The 15392-nt window shown below is 37.1% G+C and carries 16 protein-coding genes; 9 read left to right on the forward strand and 7 right to left on the reverse strand.

What is annotated here, in order from left to right; translation table 11 throughout:
- Positions 1-48: 48 nt before the first annotated feature.
- Both AC1RNE_RS05885 and AC1RNE_RS05890 read right to left on the reverse strand, forming a co-directional pair.
- Complete coding sequence (locus tag AC1RNE_RS05885) at positions 49-780, reverse strand: LytR/AlgR family response regulator transcription factor (protein ID WP_492800096.1); 732 nt, start codon at positions 778-780, stop codon at positions 49-51.
- Positions 777-1748 carry a sensor histidine kinase gene (locus AC1RNE_RS05890; protein ID WP_492800097.1) on the reverse strand — a complete coding sequence of 324 codons (972 nt, stop codon included), beginning with the start codon at positions 1746-1748 and terminating at the stop codon, positions 777-779. Before AC1RNE_RS05890 ends, AC1RNE_RS05885 begins: the two co-directional genes overlap by 4 nt.
- A gap of 452 nt (positions 1749-2200) precedes the next feature.
- Between AC1RNE_RS05890 and AC1RNE_RS05895 the strand changes: the two genes are divergently transcribed.
- From AC1RNE_RS05895 to AC1RNE_RS05920, 6 genes are all read left to right on the forward strand, one after another.
- Positions 2201-3694 (forward strand): CotH kinase family protein, encoded by a 1494-nt coding sequence (locus AC1RNE_RS05895; protein WP_492800098.1) that lies wholly within the window; start codon positions 2201-2203, stop codon positions 3692-3694.
- Positions 3695-3809: 115 nt separating this feature from the next.
- On the forward strand, positions 3810-5237 hold the full coding sequence (locus AC1RNE_RS05900) for a CotH kinase family protein (protein ID WP_492800099.1): 1428 nt from the start codon (positions 3810-3812) through the stop codon (positions 5235-5237).
- A 107-nt stretch (positions 5238-5344) separates the two neighbouring features.
- Complete coding sequence (locus AC1RNE_RS05905; RefSeq protein WP_492800100.1) at positions 5345-5827, forward strand: hypothetical protein; 483 nt, start codon at positions 5345-5347, stop codon at positions 5825-5827.
- Positions 5817-6617: a polyphosphate polymerase domain-containing protein gene (locus AC1RNE_RS05910; RefSeq protein ID WP_492800101.1), complete on the forward strand. Its 801-nt coding sequence runs from the start codon at positions 5817-5819 to the stop codon at positions 6615-6617. The genes AC1RNE_RS05905 and AC1RNE_RS05910 overlap by 11 nt, the downstream gene beginning before the upstream one ends.
- Positions 6592-7227 carry a DUF4956 domain-containing protein gene (locus tag AC1RNE_RS05915; RefSeq protein WP_492800102.1) on the forward strand — a complete coding sequence of 212 codons (636 nt, stop codon included), beginning with the start codon at positions 6592-6594 and terminating at the stop codon, positions 7225-7227. Before AC1RNE_RS05910 ends, AC1RNE_RS05915 begins: the two co-directional genes overlap by 26 nt.
- Positions 7228-7234: 7 nt before the next feature.
- Positions 7235-7936, forward strand: coding sequence for a DUF2490 domain-containing protein (locus AC1RNE_RS05920; RefSeq protein WP_492800103.1), 702 nt, complete (start codon positions 7235-7237; stop codon positions 7934-7936).
- A 114-nt stretch (positions 7937-8050) separates the two neighbouring features.
- On the opposite strand, the gene AC1RNE_RS05925 is transcribed toward AC1RNE_RS05920, so the two are convergent.
- Positions 8051-8752 (reverse strand): PAS domain S-box protein, encoded by a 702-nt coding sequence (locus AC1RNE_RS05925; protein ID WP_492800104.1) that lies wholly within the window; start codon positions 8750-8752, stop codon positions 8051-8053.
- 522 nt (positions 8753-9274) lie between these two features.
- A complete protein-coding gene (locus tag AC1RNE_RS05930) occupies positions 9275-9835 on the reverse strand; it encodes a carboxypeptidase regulatory-like domain-containing protein (protein WP_492800105.1) in 561 nt (186 codons plus the stop codon).
- A 25-nt stretch (positions 9836-9860) separates the two neighbouring features.
- On the opposite strand from AC1RNE_RS05930, the gene AC1RNE_RS05935 reads away from it, so the two are divergent.
- On the forward strand, positions 9861-10031 hold the full coding sequence (locus AC1RNE_RS05935; RefSeq protein WP_492800106.1) for a hypothetical protein: 171 nt from the start codon (positions 9861-9863) through the stop codon (positions 10029-10031).
- On the opposite strand, the gene AC1RNE_RS05940 is transcribed toward AC1RNE_RS05935, so the two are convergent.
- Positions 10018-10743 carry a 3-keto-disaccharide hydrolase gene (locus AC1RNE_RS05940; protein WP_492800107.1) on the reverse strand — a complete coding sequence of 242 codons (726 nt, stop codon included), beginning with the start codon at positions 10741-10743 and terminating at the stop codon, positions 10018-10020. The genes AC1RNE_RS05935 and AC1RNE_RS05940 overlap by 14 nt on opposite strands.
- 479 nt (positions 10744-11222) lie before the next feature.
- Between AC1RNE_RS05940 and AC1RNE_RS05945 the strand changes: the two genes are divergently transcribed.
- Both AC1RNE_RS05945 and AC1RNE_RS05950 read left to right on the forward strand, forming a co-directional pair.
- Positions 11223-12299 carry a Fic family protein gene (locus AC1RNE_RS05945; protein WP_492800108.1) on the forward strand — a complete coding sequence of 359 codons (1077 nt, stop codon included), beginning with the start codon at positions 11223-11225 and terminating at the stop codon, positions 12297-12299.
- Positions 12300-12565: 266 nt separating this feature from the next.
- Positions 12566-13018 (forward strand): methylglyoxal synthase, encoded by a 453-nt coding sequence (locus AC1RNE_RS05950; RefSeq protein ID WP_492800109.1) that lies wholly within the window; start codon positions 12566-12568, stop codon positions 13016-13018.
- A 203-nt stretch (positions 13019-13221) separates the two neighbouring features.
- Here the strand turns inward: AC1RNE_RS05950 and AC1RNE_RS05955 are convergent, their stop codons facing one another.
- Positions 13222-14151: an NAD(P)-dependent oxidoreductase gene (locus tag AC1RNE_RS05955; RefSeq protein WP_492800110.1), complete on the reverse strand. Its 930-nt coding sequence runs from the start codon at positions 14149-14151 to the stop codon at positions 13222-13224.
- Between the two features lie 135 nt (positions 14152-14286).
- On the reverse strand, positions 14287-15165 hold the full coding sequence (locus tag AC1RNE_RS05960; protein ID WP_492800111.1) for a sugar phosphate isomerase/epimerase family protein: 879 nt from the start codon (positions 15163-15165) through the stop codon (positions 14287-14289).
- Positions 15166-15392: the final 227 nt, after the last annotated feature.

Raw genomic sequence — 15392 nt, forward strand, 5'->3', positions numbered from 1 at the left:
AGCCTATATCGGAAACGGCTGAATGCAATTCAGCCCTACTTTTACTCATCACCTTTTCCCCCGATACCTCTCCTCAAAAAAATCAAAAAAACGACTGCCAATTGGGATTTCTATAGGGCCGATATTGATTTTTGTTTTCTGGAAACTATCTATCTTTTTTAAATTGACGATATAGGAATTGTGTATCCTACAAAACACTTTTTCTGATAATTTCACCTCCATTGCCTTTAGATTTAATCGCGTCAGGATAGGCTTCTGCGGGGATTTTACGGTATAAATCTTTACATAGTCTTTCAGTCCTTCTATGTATAGAATTTCGTCATACATGATTTTAATTTCCTTGTATTCTGAATAAACGAAACAACAATCTGGTTCATTTTCTTCACTTGTTGGTAAAGAATTAGTTTTAGACAATTGCCTTAAAATAAATAATTCGTTGGCTTTGTTGGTTGCTTTCAGCAGGCGCTCAAAGGCAATGGGCTTTAATAAATAATCTACTACATTCAGGTCATAGCTTTGTAGGGCGTATTGCTCAAAGGCCGTCGTAAAAATCACCATAGGCGACTCTGAAAGGCTTTTTAGCAATTGTATGCCCGTCAGACTAGGCATTTGAATATCAATAAAAAGCAAGTCTATCGTTTCCTTTTTCAATATTTCAAACACCTCTAAAGGATTGGTCGTTGACTTTACTAAATCAAGATAGGGTATTTTTTGTAAGTCATCTACCAATATATTTAGGGCAAATGGCTCATCGTCTACTGCCAAACAACGGATTTTCATGCGCTCAGGTTTATCAATAAGTTTACTTCAAACTTTCCCCATTCTGTATTAATACTAAGTTGGTGTTTGTCGGGATAATGCAAGGCTAATCGCTTCTTTACATTCGGGATTCCAATACCAGATTCTTCTTCCAACAAGGGCGAGTTGCTCGTAAAAATATCATTTTTACTATAAAAGTGTAATACTTTGTCTTTGATTGATAAACGAAATTCAATGGGCGTATCTTGCTGACTATGTACGCCATATTTAAAGGCATTTTCTACAAATGGAATAAACAACATAGGCTCTATCATCAGGGTTTCGGTGTCGCTCTCTACTTCAAATATTACTTTTGAAGGGTCAATCAGTCTCATGCGTTGCAGGTCGATATAATCGTTGAGGTATTTTATTTCTTGCGAAAAAGCCACTTTGTCATGGTTCGCATGGTAAATCATGTACCGTAGCAAGTCTGAAAGCTTGAGGATATACCCTTCTGTTTGTTCAGATTTTTGTCGTGCCAACCAACGAATATTATTGAGGGTATTAAACAGAAAATGAGGACTTACTTGCAATTTCAACACTGCTAATTCTGCGGCTACTTTTTCATAAATAATTTGCTGTTGGATAGCCTTGTTTTCTGTTCGTTCTCTCCAGAGGGCAATCACACTACTGAGCACCACCACCAATATAAACGAAACAAACATCCCAAAAAAATGAGGTGAATTGAGCATCATGGGCGGTCCTGCGAAAAATGGTCGCGGACGTCCCTCGCCATGTAATGGGGGCGGGCTATCATGCCTTGGTCGTGGCATATCATCAAAGGTAAGGTCAAAAATCACCTTATCGATGACAAACATAACGATGAATGCCCCTAGCAATAAACCTATGAATGTACCCCATGTGCCTTTTTGGAGGGTATTAGGTGTCAGCCAATGTAGGTTGAAATAAAACAGTCCTATCAATAAAAAATTGTTGATAAAGTTGGACATCAAAAAGGGGTAAAATTTCAAGCTTTCCTTTATTGAGAAGGGGAAGAATGAAAAAGGGGCTAAAATAAATACTAGCCACCCCAAAATATGTATTAAAAAAGAATATCGCTCTAAATACTTCATAGACTGAATACAACGTGAAGTTTATTAAAATGTGGTATCAAGTTACGCTTTTATTTACTGATATAGTTTTGAGGTCTTTACAAGTGTCTATCAATACATTCATTGTGCATATTTTGATGTAAAACACCTTCAATTTGGGCTTTTATCTACACAAGTAATCTAGTATTCTACACTCGTTTATTCAGTAACTCGTTGGTGCGTTACTTTGGTCTCTAACCTCACCCCCTGCCCCTCTCCTTCAGAGAGGGGAGATTTTGAGTACTCGTTTTTCCCCTCTCTGAAGGAGAGGGGGCAGGGGGTGAGGTTCAAAAACCCTAATATATATAACCATGCTTATCCGTAAATTCATTCTTATTATCCTCTTCTCGGCTGTAGCTAGTTCAACACTTGCACAGTCTAGCCACGAAAACCCACAATATGACATCGTCTTCCCTCAACGAAAGGTAAACAAATTGGTGGTTACGTTAAAGAAAGAAGACTGGCAGGGCATTCAGTTAGAGATGAAAAACATTTTAAATACTGAATTTGGTACGATGAAAAACGGACGAGGAATGCCCAATATGCCTCCGCCTAACTTTGATAGAAATGCTCCAAACAGACAGGATAGGCAATGGGGTTCTCCGATGAAGATGGTACAAAAAGACCCACCCTACGTTTCGGCGAAACTTACGTTTAAAGATAGTACTTGGCAACAGGTGGGTTTCAGACTGAAAGGGAATTCTAGCTTGATGATGTCATGGGGACAAGGCATTTATAAATTACCATTCAGACTGGACTTCGGAAAATACATCAAAAAAGGAAGTGATTTTTATGGGTTTGAAGCACTCTCTATGTCACCCGCCATGGGCGACAATTCGTTAATGAGAGAAAAAGTAATGAACGAAATTTTTCAACAAGCAGGCATCAATTCGCCACAAACTGCTTATTATCAGGTATATATCAATTTCGGAGAAGGTGAAAAATATTGCGGTATTTATACGATGGTGGAAGTAGTAGACGACACCATGATTAAAACACAGTTTGGCGAGAAGTCGGGCAATATTTATAAGCCAGAATCTACCTTCGCAAGGTTTGATAGTACTGCTTTTGAAAGAAAAAATAAAAAAAGTTCTCCTGCCGACTGGAGCGACATCAAGCAGTTGATTAAGGTATTAAATGCGTCGTCGCGCACTAACAGCCCTGCACAATGGCGAAGCGATTTAGAAAGCGTATTCAATGTAAACCAGTTTTTAAAATGGTTAGCCGTCAATGCTGTGGCGGTCAATTGGGATACTTATGGAGCGATGGCGCATAATTTTTACCTGTACAATTCTACGCTGGGGCACCTTACGTGGATTCCTTGGGATAATAACGAAGCCCTGAAAACTGGCAGAGGTGGCGGTGGTGGTTTTTCTGGCCCACCAGATATGAACAGGATGCCTGCCTTTAACCCAGCGATGCAACAAGGCGATGCTCCTGCTATGCCAACGGGTGGCAGAGAGATGCCTCCACAGATGATGCCTCCGATGATGGGGAAAAGTGGGTCGTTATCCCAAAAAGAGGTAACAGACCGTTGGCCATTAATCCGTTTTTTGATGGATGATGAGGTATATGCCAAACGATACAAAAACTATGTAAAGGCCTTTAGTGTGTATATTTTCACACCTGCCAAAATGCACGCTTTGTTGGATGAACATTACCAATTATTAAAACCTTTGGTAGGTTTAGAACAAAAACCGTATTCGCAATTGACTGATGTAAAAGCTTTTGAAAAGGAATTTGAAGGGCTTAAGAAACACATCGAAGCACGACAAGAGGCCGTTCAGGCTTTTTTGAAGGAATAAATAATATCTATCTACACAAACACGACATTCATCTACACGTATGCAACGGTTGGAATAAGGGGCTGGTCTTCGATGTATAAACTGCTCTTTAAATAACCCCATACAATAAACCAATATGAAAATCAACAACTTAGTGGCCTTTCTCTTACTGGGAATAATGGACTTGTCTTCTTGCAAGGTAAACGATGAGATAAGTGCCTCTACACCCGACTGGACGGAAACGTCTCATGGCAATAGCGTTAGCCCAGATTATAATGTGGCTTTTCCACAAGATAAAGTAAATACACTTGAAATTACGATGACGTCGGCAGATTGGCAGGCCATCAGAACTGATATGAAAACCAAATCTGGGTCAGATTTTGGTGCGAGTTCATCTGGTAGCGGGACGCCTGGCGGGGCAAATCCCAGTGGCGGAGGTGGTGGGAACGCTGGTGGTGGTGGCTTAGACCTCATCACTGGCGACCCTATCTATGTAGCCACCTCAGTAAAATTCAACGGTAAAGAGTGGTACCATACAGGTTTCAGACTCAAAGGAAACTCTAGTTTATCGGGAGCATGGCGAAGTGGCAACTATAAATTGCCATTTAAATTGAATTTTGATGAGTTTGAAGATACCTATCCCGAAATCAAAAATCAGCGTTTTTATGGCTTTAAAGAATTCTCGATGTCGCCGGGATATAATGATAACTCGCTGATGAGGGATAAAATAGCAAGCGATTTGTTCAGAGCAGCAGGCATTCCTAGTGCTCAAACTGCTTTTTATAAAGTGTACATCAATTTCGGTAGTGGACTAAAATATTGTGGGGTATATACGATGGTAGAAGTAATAGATGACACAATGGTGAAAAACCAGTTTGGTGAAGATGATGGTAATATCTATAAACCAGAATCGGCATTAAAGACTTTTGTGCAAGACGATTTTGAGAAGAAAAATAACAAAACAGCCGCTGATTACTCGGATGTACAAAGCTTCATAACTGCCCTAAATGCTAGTACACGCACAAGCAATGCTAGTCAATGGAGAAGTGATTTGGAAAAAGTTTTTAATGTAGATCATTATTTGAAAGTGCTAGCGGTCAACAACGTCATTGTGAATTGGGATGCTTATGGAGCGATGGCGCATAATTATTACCTCTATACCCATTCCACTAAAAAAATAACATGGATTCCGTGGGATTTTAACCTTTCGATGACCACTAGCAGTACAGGTGGACAGGGCAATAATCAGCAAGGGGTTTCATTGGCGATGACGGAAGTAACCAGTGCTTGGCCATTGATTAGGTATTTGGCGGATGATGCCACCTATTATGCCAAGTACAAGGCATACGTAAAAGAATTCAATGACAATATTTTTACGGTTGCCAATGTCAATGCGATGTTGGATAAAAACTATACCCTGATTTCTCCTTACGTGACGGGTGCTGAACCTGAACAAAAAGGCTATACTTACCTGAGCAGTGCCAGCGATTTTGCTACAGCAATTACAGCTTTGAAGACGCATGTAGTTACTAGAAATACGGCGGTGAAGGCTTTTGTAAAGTGAGATTATTTTGCTCTCACACAATTCTTTACTATTAGCGTGTGACTTAAGTCACACGCTAATAGTAAAGAATAAATCCAATACAAACTAACCAACATAATTATATCAATATGAAAACCACAATAACATTTTTATGCCTGATTTTAAGTGCCCAACTATTCGGACAAAGCAAGAAAGACCTTAAAAAATACCGTGTAAAAAACATTACTGAAATAATTGTTGATGTCAGCGGAGGGAAAGAAACCAAACGAACAGATGTACAGAAGAAATTGGATGATAACGGTAATGTAATCGAGGAAATCAATTTTGATAAAAAAGGCAATATCCAGACCAAAACCCTTACTAAATACAACTCAGAAAAAGATAAGGTAGAAGAAATTGTGCAAGATGCTAATGGCAAACAGATAAGTCGCGAGGTATATAAATATGACATCAACGGCGAGAAAAAAGAGGAATGGAAATATAATGAACTGAACACCTTGGAAACCAAGCAAATCTATACGATAGATAGCAAAGGGTTTAGAACCGAACGAAAAACCATAGACGCACAAGGCAAAACCATTCAAATAAAGAAATACATCTATGGGAACTAGTAGCTTGTTGGAGACTATCACAAAGGAAATAGCGCATTTTGAACCTATCACGTTGGCGGAAATGGACAAGGTAAAGCTGATGGATAGAGTGGATGTAAAATACGTAATTCCACTTTGGTTGCTACCAAAGCTATTAAAAGAAGCCTGTGAACATTACAAAGTAGTCGTCGTGAACCAAGAGCGTATTTGTGCTTATGAAACCCAATATTTTGATGAAGATAATCAGATGGGGCTATATCATCAGCACCAAACGGGTAGTTTGAACCGCTATAAAATCCGTACACGCAATTATGTGGGGTCTGACCTACAGTTTTTTGAGATAAAATTTAAAAACAACAAAGGCAGAACCCTGAAAAAAAGAATAAGAACAAGTGAGTACAATAAACCGTCGATTGACGAAGATAATGAGCGTGATTTCCTTGAAAAACATTCTCCCTTTCATCCCAACGATTTAAAGGGTGTGCTTTGGGTGTTTTATAGGCGAATCACGCTTGTTAGCAAACATACTCTGGAAAGGCTGACGATAGATTTAGAACTCTGTTTCAAGAACGACAATAAAGAAAAGGGATACCCTACGATTGTGATTGCGGAGGTAAAACAAGAGAAAAAGGGAGCCTCGCACTTTATCGAACTCATGAAAAAATACCACATCCGCGAAGGCTCTATCAGTAAATATTGCTTTGGCATTATCAGCTTGATAGAGGGTGTAAAATACAATCGTTTCAAACCACATTTACTAAAAATCACTAAATTAATCAGCCAACATGATGCTCTTGCAGGACATAGCTAGTACCGATACTTTACAAAATATTCAGGGCGCTGGGTTTGAATTATTGGATAAACTATCACCCAAGTTTTTTTTACGACTAACCATTGATTTAATTGCTACTACTATCTTGGTAAGGCTTATTTATTACAGAACTTACCACAAAACAGAGCAGTTTTTTACTTTTTTCACCTTCAACCTTACCATTTTTCTCATTACCAATTTATTGAATAATGTAGAGATGTCTATGGGGGCTGCCTTTGGGTTATTTGCTGTTTTTTCAATGCTCCGTTACCGTACCGAAAGTATCTCTACCCGTGATATGACTTACCTTTTTTTGGTCATTGCCATTGGTTTACTATCGGCAGTAAGCAAAGGGGGTTGGGACGAGCTTTCTGCATTGAACGGCATCTTATTAATCACAACGAGTGTACTGGAAAGTAAATGGCTGGTAAAAAAAGAACACTCAAAATCAATCATTTATGAACGGATAGAGTTGATTCACGTCAATAGACGTCAGGAGTTGTTAGAAGATTTACAAAACAGAACTGGACTGAATGTGCAACGAGTTGAGATAGAATCAATTGACTTTTTGAGAGACGCTACCCGTATGATTATTTACTATGTTGACTAAACTAACCATGAAAAACACACAGCTATATATACTTTGTCTTTGCTTAATGAGTACTTTGATGCATGGACAAACTACTAAAGATTACAACGATTTTCAGACGTGGTACGGAGCATCGATTAAGCTAGATTTACCCAAAAGATGGTCGGTATCAGGGCAATATCGGATGCGTTTGGCTGATGATGCCAGCAATTACAAGGGGTCTTATGTGTACGGACAAGTAGATAAACGCCTAAGTAATGTCTTTGAAATAACAAGTAGTTATCGCTTGGCGATGGTCGACAAAGGCACTTATCATCGCTATGCTTTGGGGATTGAGGCGCAAAAAGAAATAGGTAGGTTTAGGGCTTCTATCAGACCGATGATACAGTATCAGAAACAATATTTTGTGGGCGACGACGAGCAGTCGGATACAGATGCTTTTATACGGACACGCTTTACGGGCAAGTACAAACTTACTAGAAGACTGGATGTCTATGCCTATACGGAACCATTTGTAGAGCTTGATAATAGCTTGGCTTTTGATAGATTTCGTAATTCGGCGGGTTTGAAATATGAGGTGAATAAGAATTTTAAAGTGAACTTATACTATTTGTGGGTGCCTGATTATTCGCACAAACAACTCCGTACTAACCATATTGCAGGGCTTGATTTAGAGTTTACGTTAAAGCCTTGGAAAAAGAAAAAGCGGGTTGTTAATATTGAAGAATAAATGTGGGGAACCGTGATTGTCTTATTGTCGGGAATGCGGATATATGCAATATGTCCCTACTTTTTAAATGTGCAAAATAATAGTAGGGCTTAATGGCATTAAGCCTCCTACAAATCATACAGTTTCTAATTTCACTTGTGCAGTAATCGCTAAAAACTCATTCTTGAGGTTTAGCAATTGCGTGTTGATTTCCTTGATAGAACCATCTATCTTTTCGGCACTTTGGCATATTGTATTAGATAACGTCTGGAGTTCTTCAAACGTTAGCGTAATATCTTTTTGCTGAGAGAGATTGATGATACCTAATATTTTTGAATGTTCGTGCCTTAATTCATGCGATAAGGTAAACGAAATTTTCTCAATATTCTTGATTTGCTTTAATATCATTGACTGAGACGTCACCTGTGGTGTAATATTATTAGACATCGTTAATATTACCTTATTACTATTGTTCAGTTTGCTTTTATAAAAAGGAGTAACATGATTTTTGAACCAGTGATATTTTCCTTGTTTATCCTTCCACCTATTTAAATGTATGTGTGTACTATCTTCTTTGGAGACTATATTTTTTTGAAACAAGTCTATAATTTCTTCATAATCATCAGGGTGAATAATTTCTTGAAGTACTTTATCTCCTAAAGAATGTATCTCCTCGATAGTATAGCCTATGTTTTCAAAAACAGCATTATTGATAAAGAGATTTTTTCTTTCTTCAACATCATAAAGAAATACTACATACGGAAGTGCATCTAAGATAGATTCTAGCAACTTATTTTGCTCTTCAAGGGATAAACTTAAGAAGTAATTTGATTTCATCGGAATAGGTAGTTGTTCAATCAATAAAGCTTACCCTTCAACAATCTAGCTTAATTAAGCAAACATCCGTTTAAAATTTAGTCGTTGATATCAATTCATTCAGATTAAATAACGTAATTAATTCCCTAGGTTATTTACTTCAAGACCCTATTCCTAGCCAGCGACTTAAGTCTGTAGGAATAAATAATTTTGAGCTTTAGAACTTAACCAATCAATACGTTAGCGATGTCTACTGATGTATTCATTTTGCTAAAAACCCTGTAGACAATCCAATCTGAATAAATATTATTATGGGCAACCATAATGGTCACCCAATCGAAACACTCAAAAAAATCATGCCAAACTCTATAAAATAAACGCAGCAAAATGGTGACTCAAGTTACCGTCTAGTGATAAGATAAGTAATAATATTCGCAAGAAAAAACACTCAACAGATTATTAAATAACAGTTATTCTCAACAAAAAATATTCCTCTTTGGTCGGTGACTTAAGTCATCGACCAAAGAGGAATAGCTACCTTAATTACCTCCACAGAACACGAAAATACCAAGTATATTTTGCTCTGCTATAAATGATATTAATGGTATTATTCGTATTTTCAACATTATATCTATACGTAGTAACCATGCTTGTTTTCAGACTAGAGGTAGCCTCGGAGGAGCTTAATATTTTTTGAGCCATACGCTCAATATCATCTTTAAGGTGGGTTTTGTTAGCTACTATCGTCACCTCTTTTAATTCTTGTGCTTCGGGAATGAGTAGCAAAATATCGAGGTCATTTTTTCCAGCATTGTTAGGGCTGATAGTAATATTCCTAGCCACATGACCACTACAATTTATCGTGAGAGAATCATTGTCTTCATGAAGGCTGTGTAGAATAAACCTTCCCTTTGTATCAATAGTTTGTAGGCTGACAGCCTTATTTGGCAAGTTTTTGAGCGTAACCCTTACAAAAGCTACGGACTTGCCAGTTATTGAATCCATGACAAAACCCTTGATAGCATGAGGCGTTTTGGGGGAAGACTGTGCGAAAACTGGATAAAAAATAAAGTGACAAAAAATAAAAGTAAGTAGCTTTTTCATGACATGAATGAGGTTTGTGAAAATCATGTCCAATATTAAAGCGATGACTGACCCCAAAGTGGGAAATGTGTTGAATCTATTAGAAAATGGGGTGAATTACACCCTTTCGCAAAGCCTTGCTTGTGGGAATATGCCCGATAAGGTATTATCGTTAATATCTAATCCCACAGCAAGTACAAACGCTAAAGGTTTTTAATTTTGATATTTCTAAATGATATTCCTTTCGACCAATCCTGTAAAGCGATACTCCCTTTTGTAGATTTACTAAATTGTGGGAAATACTTAAATCCACTTTTGGCAACTAGCGCTTTCCATTCTTTAGCATTAAGGTTTTGTTCCGCAGTTAGTATGCCATTTAGGTAAAATTGTACCTGACCATTCACTTGTTTAATAATCGACTGGTTCCATTCGCTGGCAGGTTTGGTTGATGCTGTATTCTTTTGGGGATAAAAACCATACAAACAACCCGAACGTTTTTTGGGACTTATTGCAAAGTCGGGATGAGATTCCTCTAACAGCTGATATTCTGGCCCCGAAGCCCAAGCCGTTGGAATAGTTTGTTTTTCAATGACATTGAAAAAAACACCACTGTTACCCCCTTCACTTATTTTCCATTCAAATTTTAGCTCGAAATTCTGGAAAACCTTATCTGAAACCAAATCGCCATGTTCAACCTTAAAGGTATCTGGTTTACAGTATAACTCGTCGTTCTGTATAATCCATGCCGATGGAATTTTCCCTTTATTGTAAATATGCCACCCATTGGTGGTTTTACCATCAAATAGTAAAATCCAACCATCTTTTTTCTCTTGTTCTGTCAAGATATTATTTTCATCTATGGTAAATGATGACAACACAACAACTGTTAAACTTAATACAATAGCCAACTTGATTAATACATTTTTCATAAGTATTTGATTGTTCTTGGAATGGGGGATAAAAGTTAACTCATATTAATTATCAGCACTTCACGCATAAACAGTCTTACTTCGGCTATAAATATTTCATACAAAAAAGCTAAGTACTCAGCAAAACATATTGTAATTATAGGCAAATTTACACGATATTGAACGCTGTACTATATGGTTAAAATTTATACCTAAACCAAGAAATACCATGTCGATATATATTTGATGGGAGGATTTTTAAAGATGCAGTCGATTGGCTTGTTGCTCACGCACATTTCGTTGGAGATAATTCCAACGAAGGCGGAATTACTCATTAATATTATTCTTTCGAAAATGATTAAATACTATTAACCACTTCAATTTTCTATCTTTGGTAATCAAATCTATAAACTAATTGGTATTTGATAGTAGTTTCATGAAGATTTGTTTATACCAATATTTCTAACTAAATATTTAGAGTTTTACTATAAAAGAAAAATATGTGGAATATCGCAGAGTTTCCTCCTAAAATAGACATAGAAACCAAAGAAGTTTTAAAGATGGTAAATAAAGCACGCACAGCTTTAGCAGAACTAAAGGGTGTAGCAGAATCAATACCAAATCAATATTTATTACTCAACACTTTGGTTTTACAGGAAGCGAAAGACAGTTCTGCTATTGAAAATATTATAACCACCCAAGATGAATTATTCAAGGCAGAACTCAATATAGAAGGAGTTCAGTTTCTTGCTGCCAAAGAAGTACAAAACTATGCAATTGCCCTTAAAAGAGGTTATGAATTAATTAAGGAAAGTACATTGTTAACGAATAGAACTATTCTTGAAATTCAAGAAACCTTAGAAAGAAATAAAGCAGGTTTTAGGAAAGTGCCAGGAACAAGCCTTAAAAACAACTTTGGTCAGGTTGTGTATGAGCCCCCACAAAAAAATGATGAAATTGTGTCGTTGATGAATTCCCTTGAAAGATTCATTAATGATGATGAAATATCCGATTTAGATGATTTGATTAAAATGGCACTTATTCATTTCCAATTTGAGAGCATCCATCCATTTTACGATGGGAACGGTCGTACAGGTAGAATTATGAATGTATTATATTTACAGAAACAACGATTAATTAATTTGCCCATTCTGTATTTAAGCCGTTATATTAACCAAAATAAATCCGACTATTACAGGCTTATTCAAAATGTCCGTGACCATGAAAATTGGATTGATTGGGTAAAATTTATGCTCATTGCTATTGAGAAAACGGCTATACAAAGTATAGGTATTGTAAAAGACTTACGTCAATTAATGCAGGTTTATAAGGAAAAGATTAGAAATGAATTACCTAAAATTTACAGCCAAGATTTATTGAATAATCTTTTTAAACATCCATATACCAAAATAGAATTTATTCAAGAAGATTTACAAGTAGGAAGAATTACTGCAACAAAGTATTTAGACCAATTAGTCCAGATTGGGTTACTTACTAAATACAAGATTGGAAAAAATAGTTATTATGTAAACCATGCTCTTATTACACTTTTCTCTCAAGATTATACAATTCAATAAAATTGTAGTTTTATATACATGATTATACCGATATGTATACAAAAAGGTCGTTTTCTATACATGATTATACAGATATGTATACAAAAAGATGGTTTTGTATACATAAGTATGGTAATAGGAATACAAAAAAGTGGCTTAGAGAATTAATGCCCTCACCAGACAGACCGATTGTAGTCTTATACATTCCTATTGTAAATAAACTAAAAAGATTACTTTTGTTACTGGAATTCCTAAACACTTAACTAAGTAAAAACAATCTAACGATAATGTCGAATATTAGAACATTAAAGCCTCGCAAAAGAATAGCCCTAATTGCACACGATAATAAAAAATCTGAATTGATTGAATGGGTATATTATAACAGGGGTGTATTATCAAGACATGAATTATATGCTACAGGTACGACGGGCAGACTGGTGGAGGAATCTATCGACCGACCTGTCGCTAAACTATTAAGTGGACCTCTTGGTGGCGACCAACAAATTGGAGCTTTGGTGGCCGAAGGTGTGATAGATTTGATTATTTTCTTCTGGGATCCTATGTCGTCGCAACCGCACGACCCTGATATTAAAGCACTACTTCGCCTCGGTGTAGTTTGGAATATTCCGATGGCTTGCAACCGTGCTACGGCTGACTTTATGATGACTTCGCCATTGATGAATGGTGAGTATGAATCTAGGCTGACAGATTATTCTGTTTACTTGGGGAGAAAAGTTTAGTCGTTTGATTTGAAAATCTGGTGATTTGAAGATTTGAAAATGGAAATCAATCTCACTTGCAACTAATCTTTTCTATTAGCCGGTGACTTAAGTCACCGGCTAATAGAAAGAAATAGAATTAAACAGATTAAACAACTTTTCAAAAGTTGTCTAATCATAATCATTTTCAAATCTTCAAATTCTCAAATCATCAAATCATTACATTACATCGCCTTTATCTTCTCAATCAACACTTCATTGATTTTTTGGTAGCTTTCTACCGTCCAGCCAGCGATATGTGGGGTTAATATTACATTTTTCAACTGAAACAATTGATCATATTGACTTTCCTGTTCAGCAGAAAGTTGCTTCATCTTTTCATTTTCTAGTACATCCAAACAAGCCCCTCTGAGTTTTCCGTTTTGCAAATGTTTCAATACCGAAGCTATCGAGGCAACTTCTCCTCGAGAGGTATTAATCAGGAAAATATTCTTCTTAAATTTTGCCAGATAGTCGTCATTTATCAACATTTTGGTAGAAGGATTCAATGGAACGTGCAGTGAAAGTACATCTGCTTTTTCAAAGATTTCCTCCATACTAGCTTCCTTTACCAAGTTTGACGAAAAGCCTGTTTTGTAACAATCATAAGCCAATACCTCTACACCAAAGCCTACCAATCGTTCAGAAAGTGCCTTTCCCATGTTGCCATAGCCAATAATGCCCACCGTCATGCCTTTTAGTTCGATACCACGATTGGCTTCGCGGAGCCAAATTTTCTGGCGTACTTCCGCATCTGCCCCATTGATTTTATTGAATAAGCTCAACAACATACCCAAAGTATGTTCTGCTACAGCATCTGAATTACCCTCGTTGGCGGCAAATAGTTTAATACCCAATTGTTCTACAGCTTCGATATCTATCAAATCTAGCCCAGCTCCTGCCCTACCGATAAATGCTAGTTTTTGATTATGGCTTAAAAACTCTTTGTCTATTTTGGTTTTACTTCTAATCAATAACCCTTCATAATCTTTGATGATGCTTAATAATTCAGGACGTTGAATATTGGGTTGATAGTCGGGTAAAAAACCTAATTCTTCCAGCATCGTCAGGATGCTTGGGTGCATATCATCCGCTATTAAAACTTTCTTCTTCATAATTGTTGCTCGAACCGATCATTAATTCTGCTCTCTTCGGTACGAGTGTTACTAAAAAAACCTGCCACAGAGGTGACAGGTTCATTTTTCTGTTTACAAATTTAACAGATTAATACTTTACAGAAAAATTAGCGCCTAAAACTTTAACTTTTTCAAGTTGTTCAAGCCGATTTCGATACCTTCCATTGGCGTACGTTTGTAGTTTTCTAATTCTACCACAAAATATTTTGCTCCTGCAATTTTAGCTGCATTAAAGATTTCTTGGAAGTTAATATCGCCTTCTCCTACTTCTACGGTCACGTTTTTAACTGGATCGTGGTCTTTTACGTGGAAATGCGTAAATCTGCCTGGGTGTTTCTTGAACCATTCTATTGGTTTTTCACCGCCTACTACTACCCAGTATAAATCCATTTCGAATGTCACCAAGTTTTTGTCGGTATTGTCCAAAAGCGTCGTATAAAGTTGTTCGCCATTATACTTCTTGAATTCAAAATCATGGTTATGGTATCCGAATTTCACGCCTGAAGCCTTGCAATATTCACCTGCTTTGTTGAAAGTTTCAGCCATTTGCTTACCAATCAAACGGTCTGGGTCTGACATATACGGAGCAATCACATACTTTTGTCCAACCTTGATAGCATCTTCTACCAATTTCTTGAAATCATCCGAAAGCTGTCCGTTTGCATAGTCTTTTGAAGTCACCATAGCATGTGCAGATGGCATTTTCAAACCATTATCAGCCAACGTTTTAGCATAGTCATCTGGCGTTAATCCAAAGAATTTTCCACCTGAATATCCAAAGCCTTCTACTTCTTTGTAACCCATTTTAGCCACTTTAGCTAACGTGCCTTTGGCATCTACTTTGATGGCATCACGGACAGAATACAACTGTACGCCAATATGACGAGCCTCTTTTTTCGCAGCCCATAAATCATTAGAAAGAAGCGTTGCTCCTGCAGTAGCTATCAAGCTATTTTTCAAAAAGTCACGACGTGATTGTTGTTCGATTGACATTGTTAATTAAGGTTGAATTTAGATTGAATAATATTGTTGAAACCTCACCCGCAGCGGCGGCCGCCCCAACCCCTCTCCTTCAGAGAGGGGAGCTTTAAGACCCAGAGTCTGCTCCCCTTCTCTGAAGGAGAAGGGGCTGGGGGATGAGGTTATTATGCATTAATTATCAGTTACTTACATACTTGTGAATAATCAGTAGGACTTAAGTCCCTCGCTAGGGATAAGTA

The sequence above is a fragment of the Arcicella sp. GW822-FHT02H01 genome, assembly GCF_058802005.1.

Bases quoted from the DNA above. Each gene is read 5' to 3' on its own strand.
- AC1RNE_RS05885 (WP_492800096.1), bottom strand. From the start codon at position 780: ATGAAAATCCGTTGTTTGGCAGTAGACGATGAGCCATTTGCCCTAAAT.
- AC1RNE_RS05890 (WP_492800097.1), bottom strand. From the start codon at position 1,748: ATGTCCAACTTTATCAACAATTTTTTATTGATAGGACTGTTTTATTTC.
- AC1RNE_RS05895 (WP_492800098.1), top strand. From the start codon at position 2,201: ATGCTTATCCGTAAATTCATTCTTATTATCCTCTTCTCGGCTGTAGCT.
- AC1RNE_RS05900 (WP_492800099.1), top strand. From the start codon at position 3,810: ATGAAAATCAACAACTTAGTGGCCTTTCTCTTACTGGGAATAATGGAC.
- AC1RNE_RS05905 (WP_492800100.1), top strand. From the start codon at position 5,345: ATGAAAACCACAATAACATTTTTATGCCTGATTTTAAGTGCCCAACTA.
- AC1RNE_RS05910 (WP_492800101.1), top strand. From the start codon at position 5,817: ATGGGAACTAGTAGCTTGTTGGAGACTATCACAAAGGAAATAGCGCAT.
- AC1RNE_RS05915 (WP_492800102.1), top strand. From the start codon at position 6,592: ATGATGCTCTTGCAGGACATAGCTAGTACCGATACTTTACAAAATATT.
- AC1RNE_RS05920 (WP_492800103.1), top strand. From the start codon at position 7,235: ATGAAAAACACACAGCTATATATACTTTGTCTTTGCTTAATGAGTACT.
- AC1RNE_RS05925 (WP_492800104.1), bottom strand. From the start codon at position 8,752: ATGAAATCAAATTACTTCTTAAGTTTATCCCTTGAAGAGCAAAATAAG.
- AC1RNE_RS05930 (WP_492800105.1), bottom strand. From the start codon at position 9,835: ATGAAAAAGCTACTTACTTTTATTTTTTGTCACTTTATTTTTTATCCA.
- AC1RNE_RS05935 (WP_492800106.1), top strand. From the start codon at position 9,861: ATGTCCAATATTAAAGCGATGACTGACCCCAAAGTGGGAAATGTGTTG.
- AC1RNE_RS05940 (WP_492800107.1), bottom strand. From the start codon at position 10,743: ATGAAAAATGTATTAATCAAGTTGGCTATTGTATTAAGTTTAACAGTT.
- AC1RNE_RS05945 (WP_492800108.1), top strand. From the start codon at position 11,223: ATGTGGAATATCGCAGAGTTTCCTCCTAAAATAGACATAGAAACCAAA.
- AC1RNE_RS05950 (WP_492800109.1), top strand. From the start codon at position 12,566: ATGTCGAATATTAGAACATTAAAGCCTCGCAAAAGAATAGCCCTAATT.
- AC1RNE_RS05955 (WP_492800110.1), bottom strand. From the start codon at position 14,151: ATGAAGAAGAAAGTTTTAATAGCGGATGATATGCACCCAAGCATCCTG.
- AC1RNE_RS05960 (WP_492800111.1), bottom strand. From the start codon at position 15,165: ATGTCAATCGAACAACAATCACGTCGTGACTTTTTGAAAAATAGCTTG.